The sequence below is a fragment of the Phytopseudomonas argentinensis genome, from assembly GCF_900113905.1.
GTDB classification, from domain to species: Bacteria; Pseudomonadota; Gammaproteobacteria; order Pseudomonadales; family Pseudomonadaceae; genus Aquipseudomonas; species Aquipseudomonas argentinensis.
Window position 1 is genome coordinate 1,418,453 of sequence record NZ_FORC01000001.1, and the last position, 18,136, is coordinate 1,436,588.

General features: G+C 60.2%; 15 protein-coding genes. 11 read left to right on the top strand and 4 right to left on the bottom strand.

Going from position 1 to position 18,136, the window contains the following annotated elements; genetic code table 11:
- Nucleotides 1-354 precede the first annotated feature (354 nt).
- The 3 genes from clpB to rluD form a co-directional block, all read right to left on the bottom strand.
- Nucleotides 355-2,919, bottom strand: coding sequence for an ATP-dependent chaperone ClpB (gene clpB / locus BM154_RS06450; RefSeq protein ID WP_074881517.1), 2,565 nt, complete (start codon nt 2,917-2,919; stop codon nt 355-357).
- A 266-nt stretch (nt 2,920-3,185) separates the two neighbouring features.
- Nucleotides 3,186-3,926: a peptidoglycan editing factor PgeF gene (gene pgeF / locus BM154_RS06455; RefSeq protein WP_074881518.1), complete on the bottom strand. Its 741-nt coding sequence runs from the start codon at nt 3,924-3,926 to the stop codon at nt 3,186-3,188.
- Nucleotides 3,923-4,897, bottom strand: coding sequence for a 23S rRNA pseudouridine(1911/1915/1917) synthase RluD (gene rluD, locus BM154_RS06460; RefSeq protein WP_074881519.1), 975 nt, complete (start codon nt 4,895-4,897; stop codon nt 3,923-3,925). Before rluD ends, pgeF begins: the two co-directional genes overlap by 4 nt.
- Nucleotides 4,898-5,044: 147 nt before the next feature.
- On the opposite strand from rluD, the gene BM154_RS06465 reads away from it, so the two are divergent.
- From BM154_RS06465 to BM154_RS06480, 4 genes are all read left to right on the top strand, one after another.
- On the top strand, nt 5,045-6,037 hold the full coding sequence (locus BM154_RS06465) for an outer membrane protein assembly factor BamD (protein WP_074881520.1): 993 nt from the start codon (nt 5,045-5,047) through the stop codon (nt 6,035-6,037).
- A gap of 145 nt (nt 6,038-6,182) precedes the next feature.
- Nucleotides 6,183-6,428, top strand: coding sequence for a PP0621 family protein (locus tag BM154_RS06470; RefSeq protein WP_074881521.1), 246 nt, complete (start codon nt 6,183-6,185; stop codon nt 6,426-6,428).
- Nucleotides 6,418-8,010 (top strand): sensor histidine kinase, encoded by a 1,593-nt coding sequence (locus tag BM154_RS06475; RefSeq protein ID WP_074881522.1) that lies wholly within the window; start codon nt 6,418-6,420, stop codon nt 8,008-8,010. The genes BM154_RS06470 and BM154_RS06475 overlap by 11 nt, the downstream gene beginning before the upstream one ends.
- An 8-nt stretch (nt 8,011-8,018) precedes the next feature.
- The gene (locus tag BM154_RS06480) at nt 8,019-9,356 is read left to right on the top strand and encodes a sigma-54-dependent transcriptional regulator (protein WP_070884486.1); all 1,338 of its coding nucleotides are present in this window, start codon (nt 8,019-8,021) and stop codon (nt 9,354-9,356) included.
- A gap of 90 nt (nt 9,357-9,446) precedes the next feature.
- Here BM154_RS06480 and thiO read toward each other — a convergent pair whose 3' ends face one another.
- The gene (gene thiO, locus BM154_RS06485) at nt 9,447-10,556 is read right to left on the bottom strand and encodes a glycine oxidase ThiO (RefSeq protein WP_074881523.1); all 1,110 of its coding nucleotides are present in this window, start codon (nt 10,554-10,556) and stop codon (nt 9,447-9,449) included.
- A 95-nt stretch (nt 10,557-10,651) separates the two neighbouring features.
- Between thiO and BM154_RS06490 the strand changes: the two genes are divergently transcribed.
- The 7 genes from BM154_RS06490 to BM154_RS06520 all read left to right on the top strand — a co-directional run bounded on the left by BM154_RS06490 (nt 10,652) and on the right by BM154_RS06520 (nt 18,045).
- Entirely contained in the window at nt 10,652-11,143 is a 492-nt protein-coding gene (locus BM154_RS06490; protein ID WP_074881524.1) for a GspH/FimT family pseudopilin, read from the top strand.
- Nucleotides 11,144-11,245: 102 nt separating this feature from the next.
- Nucleotides 11,246-11,764 (top strand): GspH/FimT family pseudopilin, encoded by a 519-nt coding sequence (locus tag BM154_RS06495; RefSeq protein WP_074881525.1) that lies wholly within the window; start codon nt 11,246-11,248, stop codon nt 11,762-11,764.
- 15 nt (nt 11,765-11,779) lie between these two features.
- Nucleotides 11,780-12,346 (top strand): type IV pilus modification protein PilV, encoded by a 567-nt coding sequence (gene pilV, locus BM154_RS06500; protein WP_074881526.1) that lies wholly within the window; start codon nt 11,780-11,782, stop codon nt 12,344-12,346.
- Nucleotides 12,343-13,191, top strand: coding sequence for a PilW family protein (locus BM154_RS06505; protein WP_074881527.1), 849 nt, complete (start codon nt 12,343-12,345; stop codon nt 13,189-13,191). The genes pilV and BM154_RS06505 overlap by 4 nt, the downstream gene beginning before the upstream one ends.
- Nucleotides 13,188-13,832 (top strand): PilX N-terminal domain-containing pilus assembly protein, encoded by a 645-nt coding sequence (locus BM154_RS06510; protein WP_074881528.1) that lies wholly within the window; start codon nt 13,188-13,190, stop codon nt 13,830-13,832. Before BM154_RS06505 ends, BM154_RS06510 begins: the two co-directional genes overlap by 4 nt.
- A gap of 8 nt (nt 13,833-13,840) precedes the next feature.
- Entirely contained in the window at nt 13,841-17,593 is a 3,753-nt protein-coding gene (locus BM154_RS06515; protein ID WP_244157066.1) for a pilus assembly protein, read from the top strand.
- Nucleotides 17,593-18,045, top strand: a complete 453-nt coding sequence (locus BM154_RS06520) for a type IV pilin protein (protein ID WP_279626211.1) — start codon at nt 17,593-17,595, stop codon at nt 18,043-18,045. Before BM154_RS06515 ends, BM154_RS06520 begins: the two co-directional genes overlap by 1 nt.
- The last annotated feature ends 91 nt before the right edge of the window (nt 18,046-18,136 follow it).

Sequence of the window (18,136 nt, forward strand, 5' to 3'; positions counted from 1 at the left end):
GGAACGGCCATGCCCGCGAAAGCTTGCGGGCACGCGCCGTCCGTACAGATGCCCAGCAAGCGCCAAGAACTGCTGACAGCAACCGTGACGGGTGCTAGCCGCCTTACAGCGCCCAACTGTGGGAGGTCATGCCCGCGAAAAATCACGGGCATGGCCCGTTCCCACAGGGATACGCGGCCAGCTTAAGAACCACTGATAGCCGTCGCCGACAAGTGAGGCGACTTTTCAGCTACCCGCTACCACATAGCTACGCATTTGCTCGATGGCACCTACGGCCTTGCTCTCGCCTGTATGCCCCATAAAAACGGCCGGTGTGATCGCTCACACCGGCCGCTTGTTTTGCTGCCATCAATGTCAGGCAAAGACGATCTCGTCGTTCTCGACCTTGCCGGTCACCGTGCTGCCAGGGTTGAACTTGCCGGCCAGGATCAGCTGCGCCAGCGGGTTCTCGATCCAGCGCTGGATCGCCCGCTTCAACGGCCGTGCGCCATATACCGGGTCGTAGCCAACCGCGATCAGCTTGTCCATGGCCTCGTCGGACAGCTCCAGGCTCAGCTCGCGTTCGGCCAGACGCTGCAGCAGGCGCGAAAGCTGAATGCGCGCGATCCCGGCGATCTGCTCGCGAGCCAGTGGCTCGAATACCACCACTTCGTCGATACGGTTCACGAACTCCGGCCGAAAGTGGTTACCCACCGCATCCATCACCGCGGCACGCTGCGCCTCTCGGTCACCGACCAGCTCCTGAATCTGCGCTGAGCCCAGGTTGGAGGTCATCACGATCACCGTGTTCTTGAAGTCCACGGTGCGCCCATGGCTGTCGGTCAGGCGGCCGTCCTCCAGCACTTGCAGCAATACGTTGAACACATCCGGGTGAGCCTTTTCCACCTCATCCATCAGCACCACTGAATAAGGCTTACGGCGTACCGCCTCGGTCAGATAACCACCCTCCTCGTAGCCGACGTAACCGGGTGGCGCACCGATCAGCCGGGCCACGGAGTGCTTCTCCATGAACTCGGACATGTCGATACGCACAAGGGCGTCTTCAGTGTCGAACAGGAACTCGGCCAGCGCCTTGCACAGCTCGGTCTTGCCCACCCCGGTCGGGCCGAGGAACAGGAACGAGCCGCTGGGCCGGTTCGGGTCAGCCAGGCCAGCACGCGAACGGCGCACGGCGTTGGCCACCGCCACCACGGCCTCGTCCTGGCCGATCACCCGCTGGTGCAGCAGGCCTTCCATCTTCAGCAGTTTGTCGCGCTCGCCTTCGAGCATCTTCGACACCGGAATACCGGTCCACTTGGAAACCACTTCGGCGATTTCCTCCTCGGTAACCTTGCTGCGCAGCAGCTGGTTTTCCGTGGTGCCGTGTTGGTCGACCATCTGCAGGCTGCGCTCCAGATCGGGAATCACCCCGTACTGCAGCTCGGCCATGCGATTGAGATCGCCCTTGCGGCGGGCCGCTTCGAGCTCGGTCTTGGCCTGTTCTATGCGCTGCTGGATCTGCGCCGAGCCCTGGACTTCGGCTTTTTCCGACTTCCAGATGTCCTCCAGATCGGCGTATTCTTTCTCCAGCTTGGCGATGTCTTCCTGGAGTTTGACGAAGCGTTTCTTGGCCGCCTCGTCTTCTTCCTTCTTCAGCGCCTGGGCTTCGACCTTGAGCTGGATCAGACGGCGATCGAGACGATCGAGCACCTCGGGCTTGGAGTCGATCTCCATGCGGATGCGGCTGGCGGCTTCGTCGATCAGGTCGATGGCCTTGTCCGGCAGCTGGCGGTCGGTGATATAGCGATGGCTGAGTTTGGCCGCGGCGATGATCGCACCGTCGGTGATGGCCACCTTGTGGTGCACCTCGTAGCGTTCCTTCAGGCCACGCAGGATGGCGATGGTATCTTCCTCGCTCGGCTCGTCGACCAGCACCTTCTGGAAGCGCCGCTCCAGGGCGGCATCCTTCTCGATGAACTGGCGGTATTCGTTCAGGGTGGTGGCGCCCACGCAGTGCAGCTCGCCACGGGCCAGGGACGGCTTGAGCATGTTGCCGGCGTCCATGGCACCCTCGGCCTTGCCGGCGCCGACCATGGTGTGCAGCTCGTCGATAAACAGGATCACCCGACCTTCCTGCTTGGATAGCTCGTTGAGCACAGCCTTGAGGCGCTCCTCGAACTCGCCGCGGAACTTGGCGCCGGCGATCAGCGCGCCCATATCCAGGGACAGCAGGCGCTTGTCCTTGAGGCCGTCCGGCACCTCGCCGTTGACGATGCGCTGGGCCAGGCCTTCGGCGATCGCGGTCTTGCCCACCCCGGGCTCGCCGATCAGCACGGGGTTGTTCTTGGTGCGGCGCTGCAGCACCTGGATCGTGCGGCGGATCTCGTCATCACGGCCGATCACCGGATCGAGCTTGCCCTCTTCGGCGCGCTTGGTGAGGTCGACGGTGTACTTGTCGAGCGCTTGGCGCGACTCCTCGATATTCGGATCGTTAACCGCATCGCCGCCACGCAGGTTGTTCACCGCGTTTTCCAGCGCCTTGCGGCTCACGCCCTGGGCGAGCAGCAGTTTGCCGAGCTTGGTGTTCTCGTCCATGGCGGCGAGCAGCACCAGTTCGCTGGAGATGAACTGATCACCCTTCTGCTGCGACAGGCGGTCGGCCTGGTTGAGCAGGCGCGCCAGGTCCTGGGACAGGCTGACGTCGCCGGTGGGGTTCTGGATCTTGGGCAGTTGGTCGAGCTCTTTGCTCAAGGCCTGGCGCAGGCTGTTCACATCGAAGCCCACCTGCATCAGCAGCGGGCGAATGGAACCGCCCTGCTGGTCGAGCAGCGCCTGCATCAGGTGCAGCGGCTCGATGGCGGAATGGTCGTGGCCGACGGCCAGGGACTGGGCGTCGGAAAGGGCAAGTTGCAACTTGCTGGTCAAACGGTCGATTCGCATGGCGTCATCCTTCCTCTTGGAGGCAGGCCGGCGCGATGGATGCGCCTAACTGAAGAACCTGCCGAGATGCAGCATAGATGAGGCCGATTGTGCGGGTTTCAAGCGGGGGCGGTTTGACGGGGGTCAGGCGCGCGGTTCGCATCCAAGCGCGTGAGCCGCTTGATCGGTAGCAGCGTCGCCCCGGCGCAAAGCTCCTGTGGCCATGACACAAGAGCGAGCCGATCATTCACGGCGCACGCCGCCCCCTTAACCAAGACGGCTAGATCTCAGCGATCGGCCAGCCAGATAAGCGAAGCGAAGCGGCCGGTCTGGGCCGCACGACGGTAGGAGTAGAACCGCGAGTCGCTGAAGGTGCAGAAGCCGCCGCCATATACCGCGTTGACACCGCGCGCAGCCAGGCGAATGCGCGCCAGCTGATAGATATCGGCCATGAAGCGCCCGGCATTCTGGCTCGGCATGAAAGCGCCCGCGGCCTGGGCATGCTGGCTGACAAAGGCCTCACGCACCTCGGCGCCAACCTCGAAGGCCTGGGGGCCGATGGCCGGGCCCAGCCAGACGAGCGTGTTGTCCGCCTCGATAGCCAGTGCATCCAGTGTGGCTTCCAACACCCCATTGGCCAGGCCGCGCCAGCCGGCGTGGGCTGCCGCCACACGGCTGCCGGCGCGGTCGCAGAACAACACCGGCAGGCAGTCGGCGGTCATCACCGTGGCGGCGATGCCGGGTGTCGCCGTCCAGCTGGCGTCGGCTTCGACCACCGTTTCCGGGTCGGCATGGGCAACGGCAATACCATGCACCTGCTGCAGCCAGGCCGGCCGACAGCCGAGCTGGCTGAGCAAACGCTGGCGATTCTTGGCCACCGCTGCCGGGTAATCCTCGACATGGGCGGCCAGGTTGAGGCTGTCATAGGGCGCCAGGCTCACACCACCAGCCCGGGTGGTCACGCAGGTGCGCACCCACTCGGGCGCCGGCCAGTGCGGCGTCAGCCAGTCATGGGCCTTGTCACTCATCCGATGAACGCCTCGCGATCCTGGCGCAGCAGGGTCAGCAACCAGACGAAGTCGTCCGGCAACGGCGACTGCCATTTCATGCGCTCACCGGTGATCGGGTGGTCCAGCTCCAGGAAACGCGCATGCAGGGCCTGGCGCGGGAATTCCTTCAGGCTCTGCACCATGGTCTGGCTGGCAGCCGGCGGGATGCGGAAGCGGCCGGCATAAACCGGGTCGCCCACCAGGGGAAAGCCGATATGGCTCATATGCACACGAATCTGGTGGGTACGGCCAGTTTCCAGCTTGACCCGGGCATGGGTGTGCGAGCGGAAGCGCTCAAGCACGCGGTAGTGGCTGACCGCCGGCTTGCCGCCATCGGTCACCGCCATGCGCTGGCGTTGGGACGAGCTGCGGCCAATCGGTGCGTTGATCTTGCCGCCCGAGGTGATCACGCCAATCACGATGCACTCGTAGATGCGGCTGACGGTACGCTTCTGCAGTTGATCGACCAGGCGGGTCTGCGCCTCGATGGTCTTGGCGACCACCATCAGGCCGGTGGTGTCCTTGTCCAGGCGGTGCACGATGCCCGCGCGCGGCACGTTGACGATGTCCGGCACGTGGTGCAGCAGGGCATTGAGCAGGGTGCCGTCGGCATGCCCGGCAGCCGGGTGCACGACCAGGCCGGCAGGCTTGTCGATCACCAGGATCTGCTCGTCCTCGTAGACGATATCGAGCTCGATGTCTTGGGCGATCCACTCGCCCTGGGCTTCCTGCTCGGCGGACAGCGCCAGCACGGCGCCGCTGTGGACGATATCGCGCGGACGCAGCACCTGGCCGTCGACGGTCAGGTTGCCCTCCTTGATCCAGCCGGAAAGACGCGAGCGCGAGTGCTCGGCGAACAGCTGGGCGGCGACTTGGTCGAGGCGCTGACCGCCCAGATCGGCGGGGACCTCGGCGGTTAACTCAATGGCCTGCTTATTAATAGATGACATGCTCGGCAACGGCGGGGGCATAGCCTTTGGTTTCGGCTACACGCTTGTGGTTAAATACGGCGTCTTTGCCCCAGGGGTACCGGGGGCGCTCATCATAACAGGACGGCCCTGCCCAAGACAGCCGCCGTCCCAGGGACGCAAGCCGCCATGCAAGTGAAACACCTGCTGCTGATCGCCATCCTCGCCCTCACCGCCGCCTGTTCGTCCAAGGAAGTCCTGGACGAAAACCTCAGCGAGGCAGAACTTTACCAGCAGGCTCAGCAAGACCTGGACAACGGCAGCTACACCAGCGCTGTGACCAAGCTCAAGGCCCTGGAATCGCGCTATCCCTTCGGTCGCTACGCCGAGCAGGCGCAGCTCGAGCTGATCTACGCCAACTACAAGAATGCCGAGCCGGAAGCCGCACGTTCGGCTGCCGAGCGCTTCATTCGCCTGCACCCGCAGCACCCGAACGTCGACTACGCCTATTACCTCAAGGGCCTGGCTTCGTTCGATCAGGATCGCGGCATCGTCGCCCGCTTCCTGCCGCTGGACATGACCAAGCGTGACCCGGGCGCCGCGCGCGACTCCTACAACGAGTTCGCTCAGCTCACTAATCGCTACCCGAACAGCCGCTACGCCCCGGATGCCAAGCAGCGCATGATTTACCTGCGCAACCTGCTGGCTGCCTACGAAGTCCACGTGGCCCACTATTACCTGACCCGCCACGCCTATGTCGCCGCCGCCAACCGCGGCCGCTATGTGGTGGAGAACTTCCAGGAAACCCCAGCGGTCGGTGACGGCCTGGCGGTAATGGTCGAAGCCTACCAGCGCCTGACCCTGGACGACCTGGCCGCTACCAGCCTGGAAACCTTGAAGCTCAACTACCCGGGTCATCCGAGCCTGGAGAACGGCGAGTTCGTGCCGCGCGAGGAAGCCGCTGATGAGCGCTCATGGCTGGCCAAGGCCACCCTGGGCCTGATCGAAGGCGACGCGCCGCCACCGCCGAGCCAGACCCAGGCCAGCCAGGACGTGCAGCGCCAGTATCAGGAAGCGGTCGACCAGATGCCGGCGGAGCTGAAGTCTTCCGAACAGGGCGAGGCGCAACAGGCGCCCAAGCGCTCGTGGTTCAGCTACATGACCTTCGGCCTGTTCGACTGAGCCTGGTCTCCAGCTGCCTGCCAACGATGCCAGTCAAACGACTGGCATCGTGCTTTTGAACCCTTGCAAAAACGCTGATCGGGTAACTGTCCGCCCAGGGCCTCGTTAGCTACACTGCCCCATCACTCGACACGAAGAGAGCGCCATGGGTCTGTTCCGCCTGCTGTTCTGGATAGCCATCATCTTTGCCGCCATATGGCTATGGCGGCGCTATGTCGGCGCCACACGCCAGCGCCAGAAGGCAGCACCACCTGCGGACAACCCGGCGCCCATGGTGCGCTGCGCCCACTGCGGCGTGCACACGCCCCAGCAACACGCCGTGCAACTGGCGCAGCGCTGGTACTGCAGCCAGGCCCACCTGGAACAAGGCCCCAAGCCCGGTGCCCAATAGCGCCCTCGCTGTACGCGGCCCACAAGGGCATCGTATCCTCAGGCTGTACCATCTCTATCGCCTGGTCATTGGCGTGGTGCTGGTGCTGCTGGTGTCCGCCAACCTGGATTCGGAGCTGCTGGAGCTGGCCCACGCGTCGCTGTTTCGGGGCGCCAGCTGGGTCTACCTGATCCTCAATATCCTGATCGCGCTGATCATTCACACGCCAAATCGCCTGGTGCCGGTCTTTACCGTGGCGCTGGGCGACGTGATGCTGCTCTCGGCGTTGTTCTACGCTGGCGGCGGCACACCAAGCGGTATCGGCAACCTGCTGATCGTCTCCGTGGCAATCGCCAACATCCTGTTGCGCGGGCGCTTCGGTGTGTTGATCGCCGCTGCCGCGGCGATCGGCATGATCTACCTGACCTTCTACCTGAGCCTCAACCACCCCCAGGCCAGCAGTCAGTACGTGCAGGTCGGTGCACTGGGCGCGCTGTGCTTCGCTGCGGCGTTGTTCGTACAGGGGCTGACCCGGCGCCTGCAGGTCAGCGAGAGCCTGGCCGAACAGCGGGCTGCCGATGTGGCGGACCTGGAAACCCTGAACAACCTGATTCTGCAGCGCATGCGCACCGGCATTCTGGTGGTGGACGAACAACGCCGCGTGCTGCTGGCCAACCAGTCGGCACTCGGCTTGCTGGGCCAGCGAAACCTGGCCGGCAAGATTCTCGATCCGCACTGCACCGAGCTGGTCAAGCGCCTGCAGCAGTGGCAGGAAAACAGCAGCCTGCGCCCGGCCAGCCTGCAGACACTCAGCGACGGCCCGACCCTGCAGCCCAGCTTTATCCCCCTGCAGCGCGGCGGCCAGCGGCATATCCTGATCCTGCTCGATGACATCTCGCAGATCGCCCAGCAGGCCCAGCAACTCAAGCTAGTCGCCCTCGGCCGGCTGACGGCCGGCATCGCCCACGAGATTCGCAACCCGCTGGGCGCCATCAGCCACGCCGCGCAATTGCTGCAGGAGTCCGAAGACCTGCAGGGGCCAGATCTGCGCCTGGCGCAGATCATCCAGGATCACTCGCGGCGCATGAACCTGATCATCGAGAACGTCCTGCAGCTGTCACGCCGGCGTCAGGCGGAGCCGCAATTGCTGGATCTGAAATACTGGCTGCACCGCTTCGCCGCCGAATTTCGCAGCACCGCGCCGGCCTCCAAGGTGCTGCACCTGACCATCGAGGGCAGCAGCATCCAGACCCGCATGGACCCCAACCAGCTCAACCAGGTCATCACCAACCTGGTTCAGAACGGCCTGCGCCACAGCGCCAAACTGCACCCACAGGGCCAGGTCTGGCTGAAGCTGTTCCGCGATCCGCGCAACGATCTGCCGGTGCTCGAGGTGCTTGACGACGGCGCAGGCGTACCGGCAGACCAACTGCATCACATCTTCGAGCCGTTCTACACCACGGAGAACAAAGGCACCGGCCTGGGCCTGTATATTTCCCGAGAGCTTTGCGAAAGCAACCAGGCTCATCTTCACTATCAATCGCGTGAAGGCGGCGGTGCCTGCTTCCGTATCACCTTCGCGCACCCGCGCAAAATGAGCTGAACGACCTGATGAATCGCCAGAGAGCCCTGATCGTCGACGACGAACCCGATATCCGCGAACTGCTGGAGATCACCCTCGGGCGCATGAAACTCGACACTCGCAGCGCCCGCAACGTCAAGGAAGCGCGCGAATGGCTGGCCAAGGAGCCGTTCGACCTGTGCCTGACCGACATGCGCCTGCCCGACGGCAGCGGCCTGGATATCGTGCAGCATATCCAGCAGCGCCATCCGCAAACGCCGGTGGCGATGATCACCGCGTTCGGCAGCGTCGACACGGCGATCAACGCCCTCAAGGCCGGCGCCTTCGACTTCCTGACCAAACCGGTCGATCTGGGCCGCCTGCGCGAACTGGTGAACACTGCCCTGCGCCTGCATGCCGCCGAGGAAGGCGAAGCGCCGGGCAGCAGCCGCCTGCTGGGCGAGTCGCCACCGATGCGCGCCTTGCGCGGGCAGATCCAGAAACTTGCGCGCAGCCAGGCGCCGGTTTACATCAGCGGTGAATCAGGCAGCGGCAAGGAGCTGGTCGCCCGCCTTATCCACGAACAGGGCCCGCGCCGCGAGCGCGCCTTCGTGCCGGTCAACTGCGGCGCGATTCCCTCGGAGCTGATGGAAAGCGAATTCTTCGGCCACAAGAAGGGCAGCTTCACCGGCGCCGTCGAAGACAAACAGGGCCTGTTCCAGGCCGCCAATGGTGGCAGCCTGTTCCTCGACGAAGTGGCCGACCTGCCGCTGACCATGCAGGTCAAGCTGCTGCGCGCCATTCAGGAAAAGGCCATCCGCGCCGTCGGCGGCCAGCAGGAAGTGGTGGTCGACACCCGCATCCTTTGCGCCACCCACAAGGATCTCGCCGCCGAAGTGGCGGCCGGCCGCTTCCGCCAGGATCTCTACTACCGTCTCAACGTCATCGAACTGCGCGTACCGCCGCTGCGCGAACGCCGCGAGGACATCCCCCTGCTGGCCGACGTGATGCTCAAGCGCCTCAATGAAGGCATCGGCCTGCCACCGGTCAAGCTCGACGGCCCGGCGCTGGAAAAGCTCAAGAGCTATCGCTTCCCGGGCAACGTGCGCGAACTGGAGAACATGCTGGAGCGCGCCTACACCCTGTGCGAAGGCGACGTGATCTGCGCCAACGACCTGCGCCTGGCAGATGCCGCTCCGGCTGGCGAGAACGGCGACGCAAGCCTGGCGCAGATCGACAACATCGAGGATTACCTGGAAGACGTCGAGCGCAAACTGATCATGCAGGCCCTGGAAGAAACCCGCTGGAACCGCACCGCCGCTGCACAGCGCCTGGGGCTTAGCTTTCGTTCGATGCGCTATCGCCTGAAGAAACTGGGCATCGACTGAGGCAGCGACCGTAGCCTGCGGTTGAGCGAAGCGATACCCAGGTTCATGGTGACCTGCTAACGGGGCAAGCTGCCAAAGCCACGTAACCGTCTAGTTCAAGCGACCAGCCGGCGCATAAGGCGCAGGATCGATGATCGGTTCGCGCCCCAGCATCAGATCCGCCAGCAACTGACAGGACGCTGGCGCCAGCACCAGCCCATTGCGGTAATGCCCACAGTTCAGCCACAGCCCCGGGCGACCGGGTACTTCGCCGATAAAGGGAATGCCTTCAGGGGAGCCAGGACGCAATCCCGCCCAGTGCCCCACCACCTGCGCATCGCGCAACGCCGGCAACAGCGTTTCGGCAGAAGCACGCAAGCTGGCAAGCGCCTCGCCGGTCGGCGTTTTATCGAAACCTGCATGCTCCAGCGTGCTACCCACCAGAATGTGGCCATCACGTCGCGGAATCGCATAGCGCCCGCCAGCCAGGACCATGCGGGGCAGGAAGTCCTCGGCGCACTTGAACAGGATCATCTGCCCCTTGACCGGCTCCACCGGAAGCGCCAGCCCGAGGCTCTGCAAGACTTCCCCGCTCCAAGCTCCAGCAGCGACCACCACCTGCTCGGCCAGCATCTCGCCCTCAGCGGTACGAACCCCGATTACCCGCGCGTCATCACGGACAAACTGCAGCACCGGGCTGTGTTCAAGCAACGTCACGTTCGGCAAATTCTGTAGGGCAGCTCGCAGCGCTTTGACCAGTCGCGGGTTACGCACATTGGCTACACCGGGCATATAAATGGCGCGCTCGAATCCTTCACCCAGCGCAGGAACCTGGGCGTAAGCGGACTCGACAGGCACCTCATGCAAGGGTCGCCCCTCTCGCTGCGCCCAGGCCAGCGCTTCGGCCTGATCATCCAGATCCAGCCAATACAGCCCCGTGACATGCACCTCGGGATCGATGCCAGTATTCGCCAGCAGGCGCTCGCCAAGGCCTGGGTAGTAATCCTGTGACCAGTGCGCCAAGGCCGTTACCGCCTGGCTATAGCGCCACGGGTAAAGCGGCGAAACAATTCCGCCCCCCGCCCAAGACGCTTCACCACCGACCGACATGCGCTCCACCAGCGTGACCCGCTCGCCCGCGCGAGCCAGCAGATACGCTGATAACAACCCGATGACCCCGCCACCGATAACGATTACATCCGCACCCACAACCCACCCCATCACCAAACTGCATGCCTTGACAGCGACACCTGAGGGTGTAAACAGAAAAAGCAGCCAGGAAGGCCGCCAATCATACGCGCATAAGGAGGTGCATCATGAATAGAGATCAACAGAGGGCTGTGGGCTTGGTGGAATTGCTGGTAGCCGTCGCTCTGCTGGGTATCTTGATCAGCACGGCCCTTCCCGCTTTCGCTCGCTTTCAGGAAAGTAAACGTCACGAGTCGGCCCGTGATCTGCTTGCCAGCCATATCCTGAAAACCCGCGCCAATGCCATAACTCAAGGGCGCACATACAAGCTATGCGGCTCGAGCGACGGTGAGAGCTGCGACGGCAGCTGGGGCAGTTATTGGCTTATAGCTAGGGCTGGCAATGAGCCGACTATCGTGACCAAGCAGGCAGCCCCGACGAAAAACATCTGCAGAGTGGGCTTTGGCGGCGACAGCATCCGTTTCCATCCCAACGGAACAAGCTGGACTAGCAACGGTACGATTTTCATATGCAACAGCAATGGACCTCACCAGCTACTGACGCTGAACCGCCAGGGCCGTCTGAGAGTTGGAACCGGTCACAATTCCCGCTGCTGCTAGACCAGTCATCCGTGCTTCACGGCCGATCATCTACGGTCTGAAGACAGCGACCAGCGAAGCCGTCAGGATTCGCATGCCCTCCTGTATTTAGACTGGACAACCATGCCAAGATTCTCGGATAGCCAGCCATCGGCGTACTCGCATACGCGGCGTGGTTTCACCCTTATTGAGCTGATGATCATCATCGCCCTGGTCGGGATCGTCGCCGCAATCGCCGTTCCGAACTTCAACCAGTTCATCAATAAGAGTCGTACGCAATCGTTGAACAACGAGATGCTGGCACTGGTGCAATACGCACGCACCACTGCAGTCGAGCAAAAGACATTCATGAGAGTTTGCAAGGAGAGCGGCCGCTGGACGGTTAAGAAAACCTGTACTGATACCGCCAAAGTGCTGCGCAGACTGGATATCCCGTCCGGCAGCACGGTGAATCCGGTAGTCACTTCCGTCACTGAAATACTGTTCAGGTACAACGGAACCAGTACCGATACGACCTTGCTTACCTGCCAAGGTAGCGATCACGCCAACGGTTACACCATCGACGTAAAAGCCAGCGGCAGCGTACGGAGCTGGCCAAGAGGCATGACGAACTCCACCACCAGCATGACAGCCTGTCAGTAGTACCGAGGAATGGCGATGAAAAACGTGGACAAGGGATTCAGCCTGATCGAAGTACTGGTGGCTCTATTGCTAACCACCGTCGGAGTGCTCGGCATGGTTGCCCTTCAAGGGCGTAGCGTGCAGTACTCACAAGACTCCGTGCAGCGCAATGTGGCGGTAGATCTGGCCACTGAGTTGGTGGAAATCATCCGAGCCAACCCTAGCGAAACCTTTAACAATGCCGCACCGCAATTCCCGATGAATAACGGTCTTAAGAGCAGTTCGATTTTCTACAAAGCCAAAGCGTCGGATTTCTCCAACCCAGCCGATTGTGTCGCGAGCGCTACCGTAGTGCCCAGGACCGCTGCCGAACAACGTAACTGCTGGGCCAGCAAGGCAAAGGCACTGCTGCCGGGCGGCTCGACCGTCTTCCTCAGCGATTCGTATATCTGTCGCAGCAGCAGCGCCGGCAATTGCAATGGTCAGGGCTCGATGATCGAAATCCGCCTGGCCTGGCAGGTGCGTGAAGGCACCTGCCTGGACGCAGCTGACACCAGCAACTCTTCGACCATCTGTACCTATACCGTGCGAGTGCAGCCATGAATGACATGAAGCGCCAAAGCGGTTTGTCGATGATCGAACTGCTGATTGCCTTGGCGATCAGCAGCTTTCTGATTCTGGGTATCACCCAGGTATACATCGATAACCAACGGCATTACCTGTTCCAGCAGAGCCAAAGCGGCAATCTCGACAGCGGGCGATTCGCGTCGCTGTTGCTCGATCAATATCTGGGGAAGGCCGGCTATCGCCGTACTCCTTCGAGCCTGTTGGAAACATCCTTTCCAGCACGCGCGGCATCGGATGGTTGCATGGCCTTTAGCGCAGGGGCGTCCGTTACCAACCTGGCTACGGACGAAGGGGTGGGGTTCTGTCTACGCTATCAGCCGCAGGTAAGTGGAGATCTCGATTGCCAGGGCGTGGCCAGTAACACCACATTCACGCAAGCCTTCCCTTCTAACCTGACCGCAAGTGACTTGATCGTCCTTGCCTTCAAATATGAGCCTGGGGCTTCGACCGCACTGCAGAACGGCAGGCTTTTGTGCAAGAGCCTGAACGCCACGACACCTCAATTCACCGAACAGCTCACAGGCATCGCCGATATGCGTGTGGACTTTGGTATTGGCAGCAGTGACGTGCTTTCCAAAGAAGTGACGTCTTACGTACCGCAGAAAGACTGGACGACCAGTTCGGGAGCTATCCGCAGCGTGCGTTACTCCCTGCTAATGGCAAGCGCAACCGGGCAGCGGGATAGCGACGACTCCAAAGTACTCACCGATTGGCTCGCGGTGGCGCCTGACGCGACCAAAACGCGCCTGCAAACAGGCGATAACAAACGCATTTATCAAGTCGTCGGAAGTACTCAAACTGTCAGGAATCTAATGCCATGACCCACTTATCGAATCGTCAGTCACAGACAGGTGCCGTCTTGGTGGTCGCCTTGGTCATGCTACTGGTACTGACCCTGATGGCCGTCGGTAGCATGCGAGGCACGACACTGGAAAGTCGCATCACGGCAAACCGCGCCCACGACACCCAGCAGCAAAGTGCAGCTGACGCCGCGCTACGAGAAGCTGAGTTTCGCTACTACGGCCCGGCCAATCTGGTCGACAAGCTCGAGGGCAAGGCGGCTAATTGCGCACTGGGCAATACGCTCAAAACCAACGGCATTAACAAACCATGCTTACTTGCGATCAAGGATGAGAACCTGCAGGCGTTCGTGGAGAGCCCCAAAAGCACTGTTGCCAATTTCCTGAAATCTGAATCTGCCGGCGGGTTGCTGTGGATGCCTTATAGGGGCACTGACGCAGCCAATCAGACCGTAGCCGGCACCCGGGAAACCAGCAGTGAAAGGACTACCTACTGGAACAGTACTCGAGCCGTCACGGCAGGCAACAACGCCGTCAATGCCGAATACGGAATGGTCGCCGAAGGGCAAGGTACTTATTACTACCTCAACAATGCCAAAGCAGACGATCAGGTTTACCTGCAGTCGACGCACGCCAATATTTATCTGGGGCTGAACAATTGAGAATCGGCATGATGAGTCATTCCAAACTTAATTCCGGTGCCAGGTCGCTTTCCTGCGCGCTGTTTGGCATTACATTGCTGCATGGTGCCAACAGCTATGCCGCCGTTTCGCAAAGTCCGTTGAGCCTGACGATTGGCGTTCCGCCCAACATGCTGCTGACCCTGGATAACTCGGGCAGTATGCGCTGGGGATTCGCACCCGATTCGATCAGTGGTGCCGGGCCTGCTCGCCGAGGCAAATCGAATAGTTTCAACCCTATTTACTACAACCCACAAGCAACGTATCTGGCCCCGGTGTCCTATGACAGCAATGGCCGTGAAGTGCGCCTTCAGCAAAGTTTCACCGCGGCTCGCGTCAATGGCTACAAAAACAACTTGGGCACCGTGGATTTATCAAAAGACTACAAAGTCAACTGGACCTATGAAGTAAATACAGGCCTGCCTACAGATTATGGTATTGCCAACACCGACAATCGCTTTGCCAGGAACTCGGAGGCCGATTTCGCGGCTACTGTCACTATCTCCAACTCAGAGCGTGGCCGTGCGATAACACAACGAAACACCGCGAGCAATATCACCTTTACCATCGTACGCGATGCAAACAATGCATCAGCCTGCACCGCTAGCGCCAGCCATCCGGACTGGCTAACAGATATTCAGGCAAGCTGTTCTCGAACAGCCAGCAACACGTATAAAGGCACTCTACAAGAACGTGGCGTCCCTGCTTATTACTACACCTATGATGCCAATCGCCAAAACTGTGCACTTGCCAACGACGACAGGTATGACGGTTGCTATTCCATCAGTTTCGTAACCAGCGATACAGAAAAGACAAATTTTGCCAACTGGTATTCTTTTTACCGCAATCGTGCATTAGCAACGATCAGCGCAGCGAACCTGGCATTCTATGATCTGTCTCCGTCTGCTCGTTTGAGCTGGCAGAGTCTGGCGGGTTGCACCAGCTTCGACGGTCGGAACAATAGTTGTAACAGCAATGCTTTCCAAGCGTTTTCCAGCCAGCACAAACGTTCGCTGTACGACTGGATGCAAAACATCTCGTTCAGCGGAGGCACGCCTCTTCAGGCAGCCATGAAGCGTGCCGGAGAGTTTTATAGAACAGATACGCCCTGGCAAAAAACACCCTATGCCAGTAGCGGCAATACCACCGCCAATACCTATGCCTGCCGAGCCAGCTACCACATTGTAATGACTGACGGAATTTGGGGCGACACCGTAAAACCGGACACGAACTACAACCACGACTCCAAAAATATCGACTTACCCGACGGGAAAAAATACAGCGGACAAGCCCCATTCAATGACACCTCGGAAGATACCCTTGCCGATTTGGCGATGCATTATTGGGCCACTGACCTGCGCCCCAACCTAGCCAATAAGGTTCCGGCTTACGTCCCCTTCAAAAGTGGCACAGAGACGTCCGATTACTGGGACCCACGCAACGACCCGGCCACCTGGCAACACATGACGAACTTCGTCATGGGGCTAGGCCTGACCCAATCCTTGTCAGCAACAGGGCTTCCCTGGGAGGGCAGCACTCACACAGGTGCAGGCTATGATGCACTGAAACGGGGGACCGGATCCTGGCCCGCAGTGACGAATGCCACGGGTAAGGTTTACGACCTTTGGCACGCCGCCATCAACTCACGCGGTGACTTCTTCAGCGTCGATAGCCCGGAGGCAATGGTGCAGGCATTTGCAGACATTCTTTCCCGTATCGCTGATCGCAAGTCAACCGCCGCACGTCCAGCTATCAATTCCGGGCAGGTCAGTTCCGAGGAGAATGGCGACACTTCAGTGAAGACGGTCTCTTATCAGACCTCCTACGCAAGTGACGATAACTGGTCTGGTGACGTAAAGCGCTTCGAGAAAAAATGGAACGCGACAACGAACTCTATGGAGACGACCGAAGTCTGGAGCGCCAAGACGAACGCGCCAGGGCCCGCAGCCCGTCGTATCAAGATTGCCGGCAGCGACAACTCCGGTCTTGCCGATTTCAATCTTACCAACGCTGGCTCGGCCAGTTATTCCGGCACCACCTTGGCATCCTACCTCAACAGGGATCCCGAAAATGCCAACGCTGTTGACACCAAGGCTGCAGCCCGCATCAGCTACCTTCGTGGAGACCGCACAGGCGAAGGCAGTACTTTCCGCCGACGCAGCGGCGTACTGGGTGACTTCTACTCTTCGACCCCCGCAGTGGTGCTGAATACACCCAGGTATCTGGAGCAGTTCACCAATCGCCTTGAGGGCAACACTGCTTATACGGACTTCAAGCAGTCGATTGCCAACCGAACTCCACGTGTCTACGTGGGCGGCAATGGCGGAATGCTGCATGGATTCAACGCTACCAGCGGCGTCGAAGAGTTCGCCTTCATTCCATCCGCTGTATTTCCGAAACTCAACAAGCTGACCGGTAGCAACTATAGCCATGAGTTCTATGTCGAAGGCTCGCCCGTGGTAGCGGATGTCTATACCGGTACAGAATGGCGCACTATCTTGGTTGGCACCTTGAAAGCGGGTGGCAAATCGGTATTCGCTCTGGATATCACTACGCCCGGCCATGAAAAACTGCTATGGCAGTTCGATGAAAGCAGTATCACTGACAGTAATGCCGTGAAGCTGGGCTACACCTTCTCGCAACCAACCATTGCTCGCCTGCATACTGGAAAATGGGCTGTAGTATTTGGCAATGGCTACGAAAGCGCTGGCAACAGTAATGGCAAAGCAGCTCTCTTTATTGTCGATGCCATGGATGGATCGTTGGTAAGAAGCCTAGAGGTGCAGGGCACCAATGGTGTGGCCAACGGCCTGTCCACCCCGAAACTCGGGGATTACAACGGTGACGGCACCGCAGACTACGCTTACGCCGGTGACTTGCAAGGCAATATGTGGCGCTTTGACCTGCTTCGCTCCAATCGCGACGTGACGGCACCATTCAAGGTCACCAATAATGTACCCGCCAGTAACTTCAGAGTCGGCTTTGGGGGCAACCCATTGTTCAAGGCCAGTGCGGATACCGCAGGCACTCAGCGTCAGGCAATCACATCGGCACCAAGCCTGGTGGCGCACCCTACTGGGGTAGGCTATCTGATTGTCTTCGGTACAGGCCGCTTCTATGACACTGGAGACAAGGAAGGCGACAAGAGCATGTCGCAAAGCGTCTATGGTATCTGGGACAAGGAAACGCTGGGCGAGATCGCCAGCAACCCCAATATTTCTCGCTCGACCCTGCAGGCACAGACAATCACCAACACCACTACGGTCAGCGCCGATGGCAGCAGCATTCAGGGTCGAATCCTGAGCAACAATACCGTGCGCTGGCAGCCAGCACAGAACGGCCAGGGTGGAACGCTCCCGGCCCAGAATGGCTGGTACCTCAATCTAGTACAGGCAGACGGCGAAATGATTGTGGAGAACATGTCCCAACTGGGCCGTACAATATTTTTCCAATCATTGCTGCCCAATGACGATCCTTGTGGCGATGGTGCAGCCAACTGGACATATGCCATCAACCCATTTAGCGGCGGTAGAACAACACAAAAAGCATTCGATTACACGCCAACCACGGACGTGGGTACTCAGGTTGTTTCTGCCGTGCGCCAAGATGGTGAGGGTGGCGGTACCGTGTCGCAGAACTCGAACAATATCTATCAGTACTGCACGGGCCAGTCGTGCACCAACATATATCCGGACCCAACCAGCATCGGCCGTCAAGCTTGGCGTCGCACGGAGGAAAAATAATGAGTCTTATAGGCAATCTTCGACGCCCCATGGGCAAAGCTCGGCACGCTGGCTTCACCCTGATCGAGGTAATGGTTGTCGTCGCAATCATCGGCATACTGGCGGCCATTGCCTATCCGAGTTATACCGAATACGTACAACGCGGTAATCGTACAGAGGGCCAGGCGTTACTGAGTGATGCGGCCGCTCGCCAGGAGCGCTATTACAGCCAGAACAATACCTATGTCACGGCTGCGGACGACATTGGAAAATTAGGAATGAATCTTTCAAACAACAGATCGGCTACCGGAAAATATGTCTTTTCCGTAGGTAAGGTTGATGGTGACGGCGGTTATACCCTTACAGCCACCCAACAGTTCAGCGATACGAAATGTGGCAACCTCACGCTCACCGCGAACGGTGTCAAAGGAGCCACCGCTTCAGGCGCCAGTGCGAGCGACTGCTGGCGTTAGCTCAATAATCTGCAACTAAAAACCGCGCCTGGCGCGGTTTTTTTTGCCTACGATTTACCAGGTAAGCCCTTTCAGAAGGCATCACGTGGCG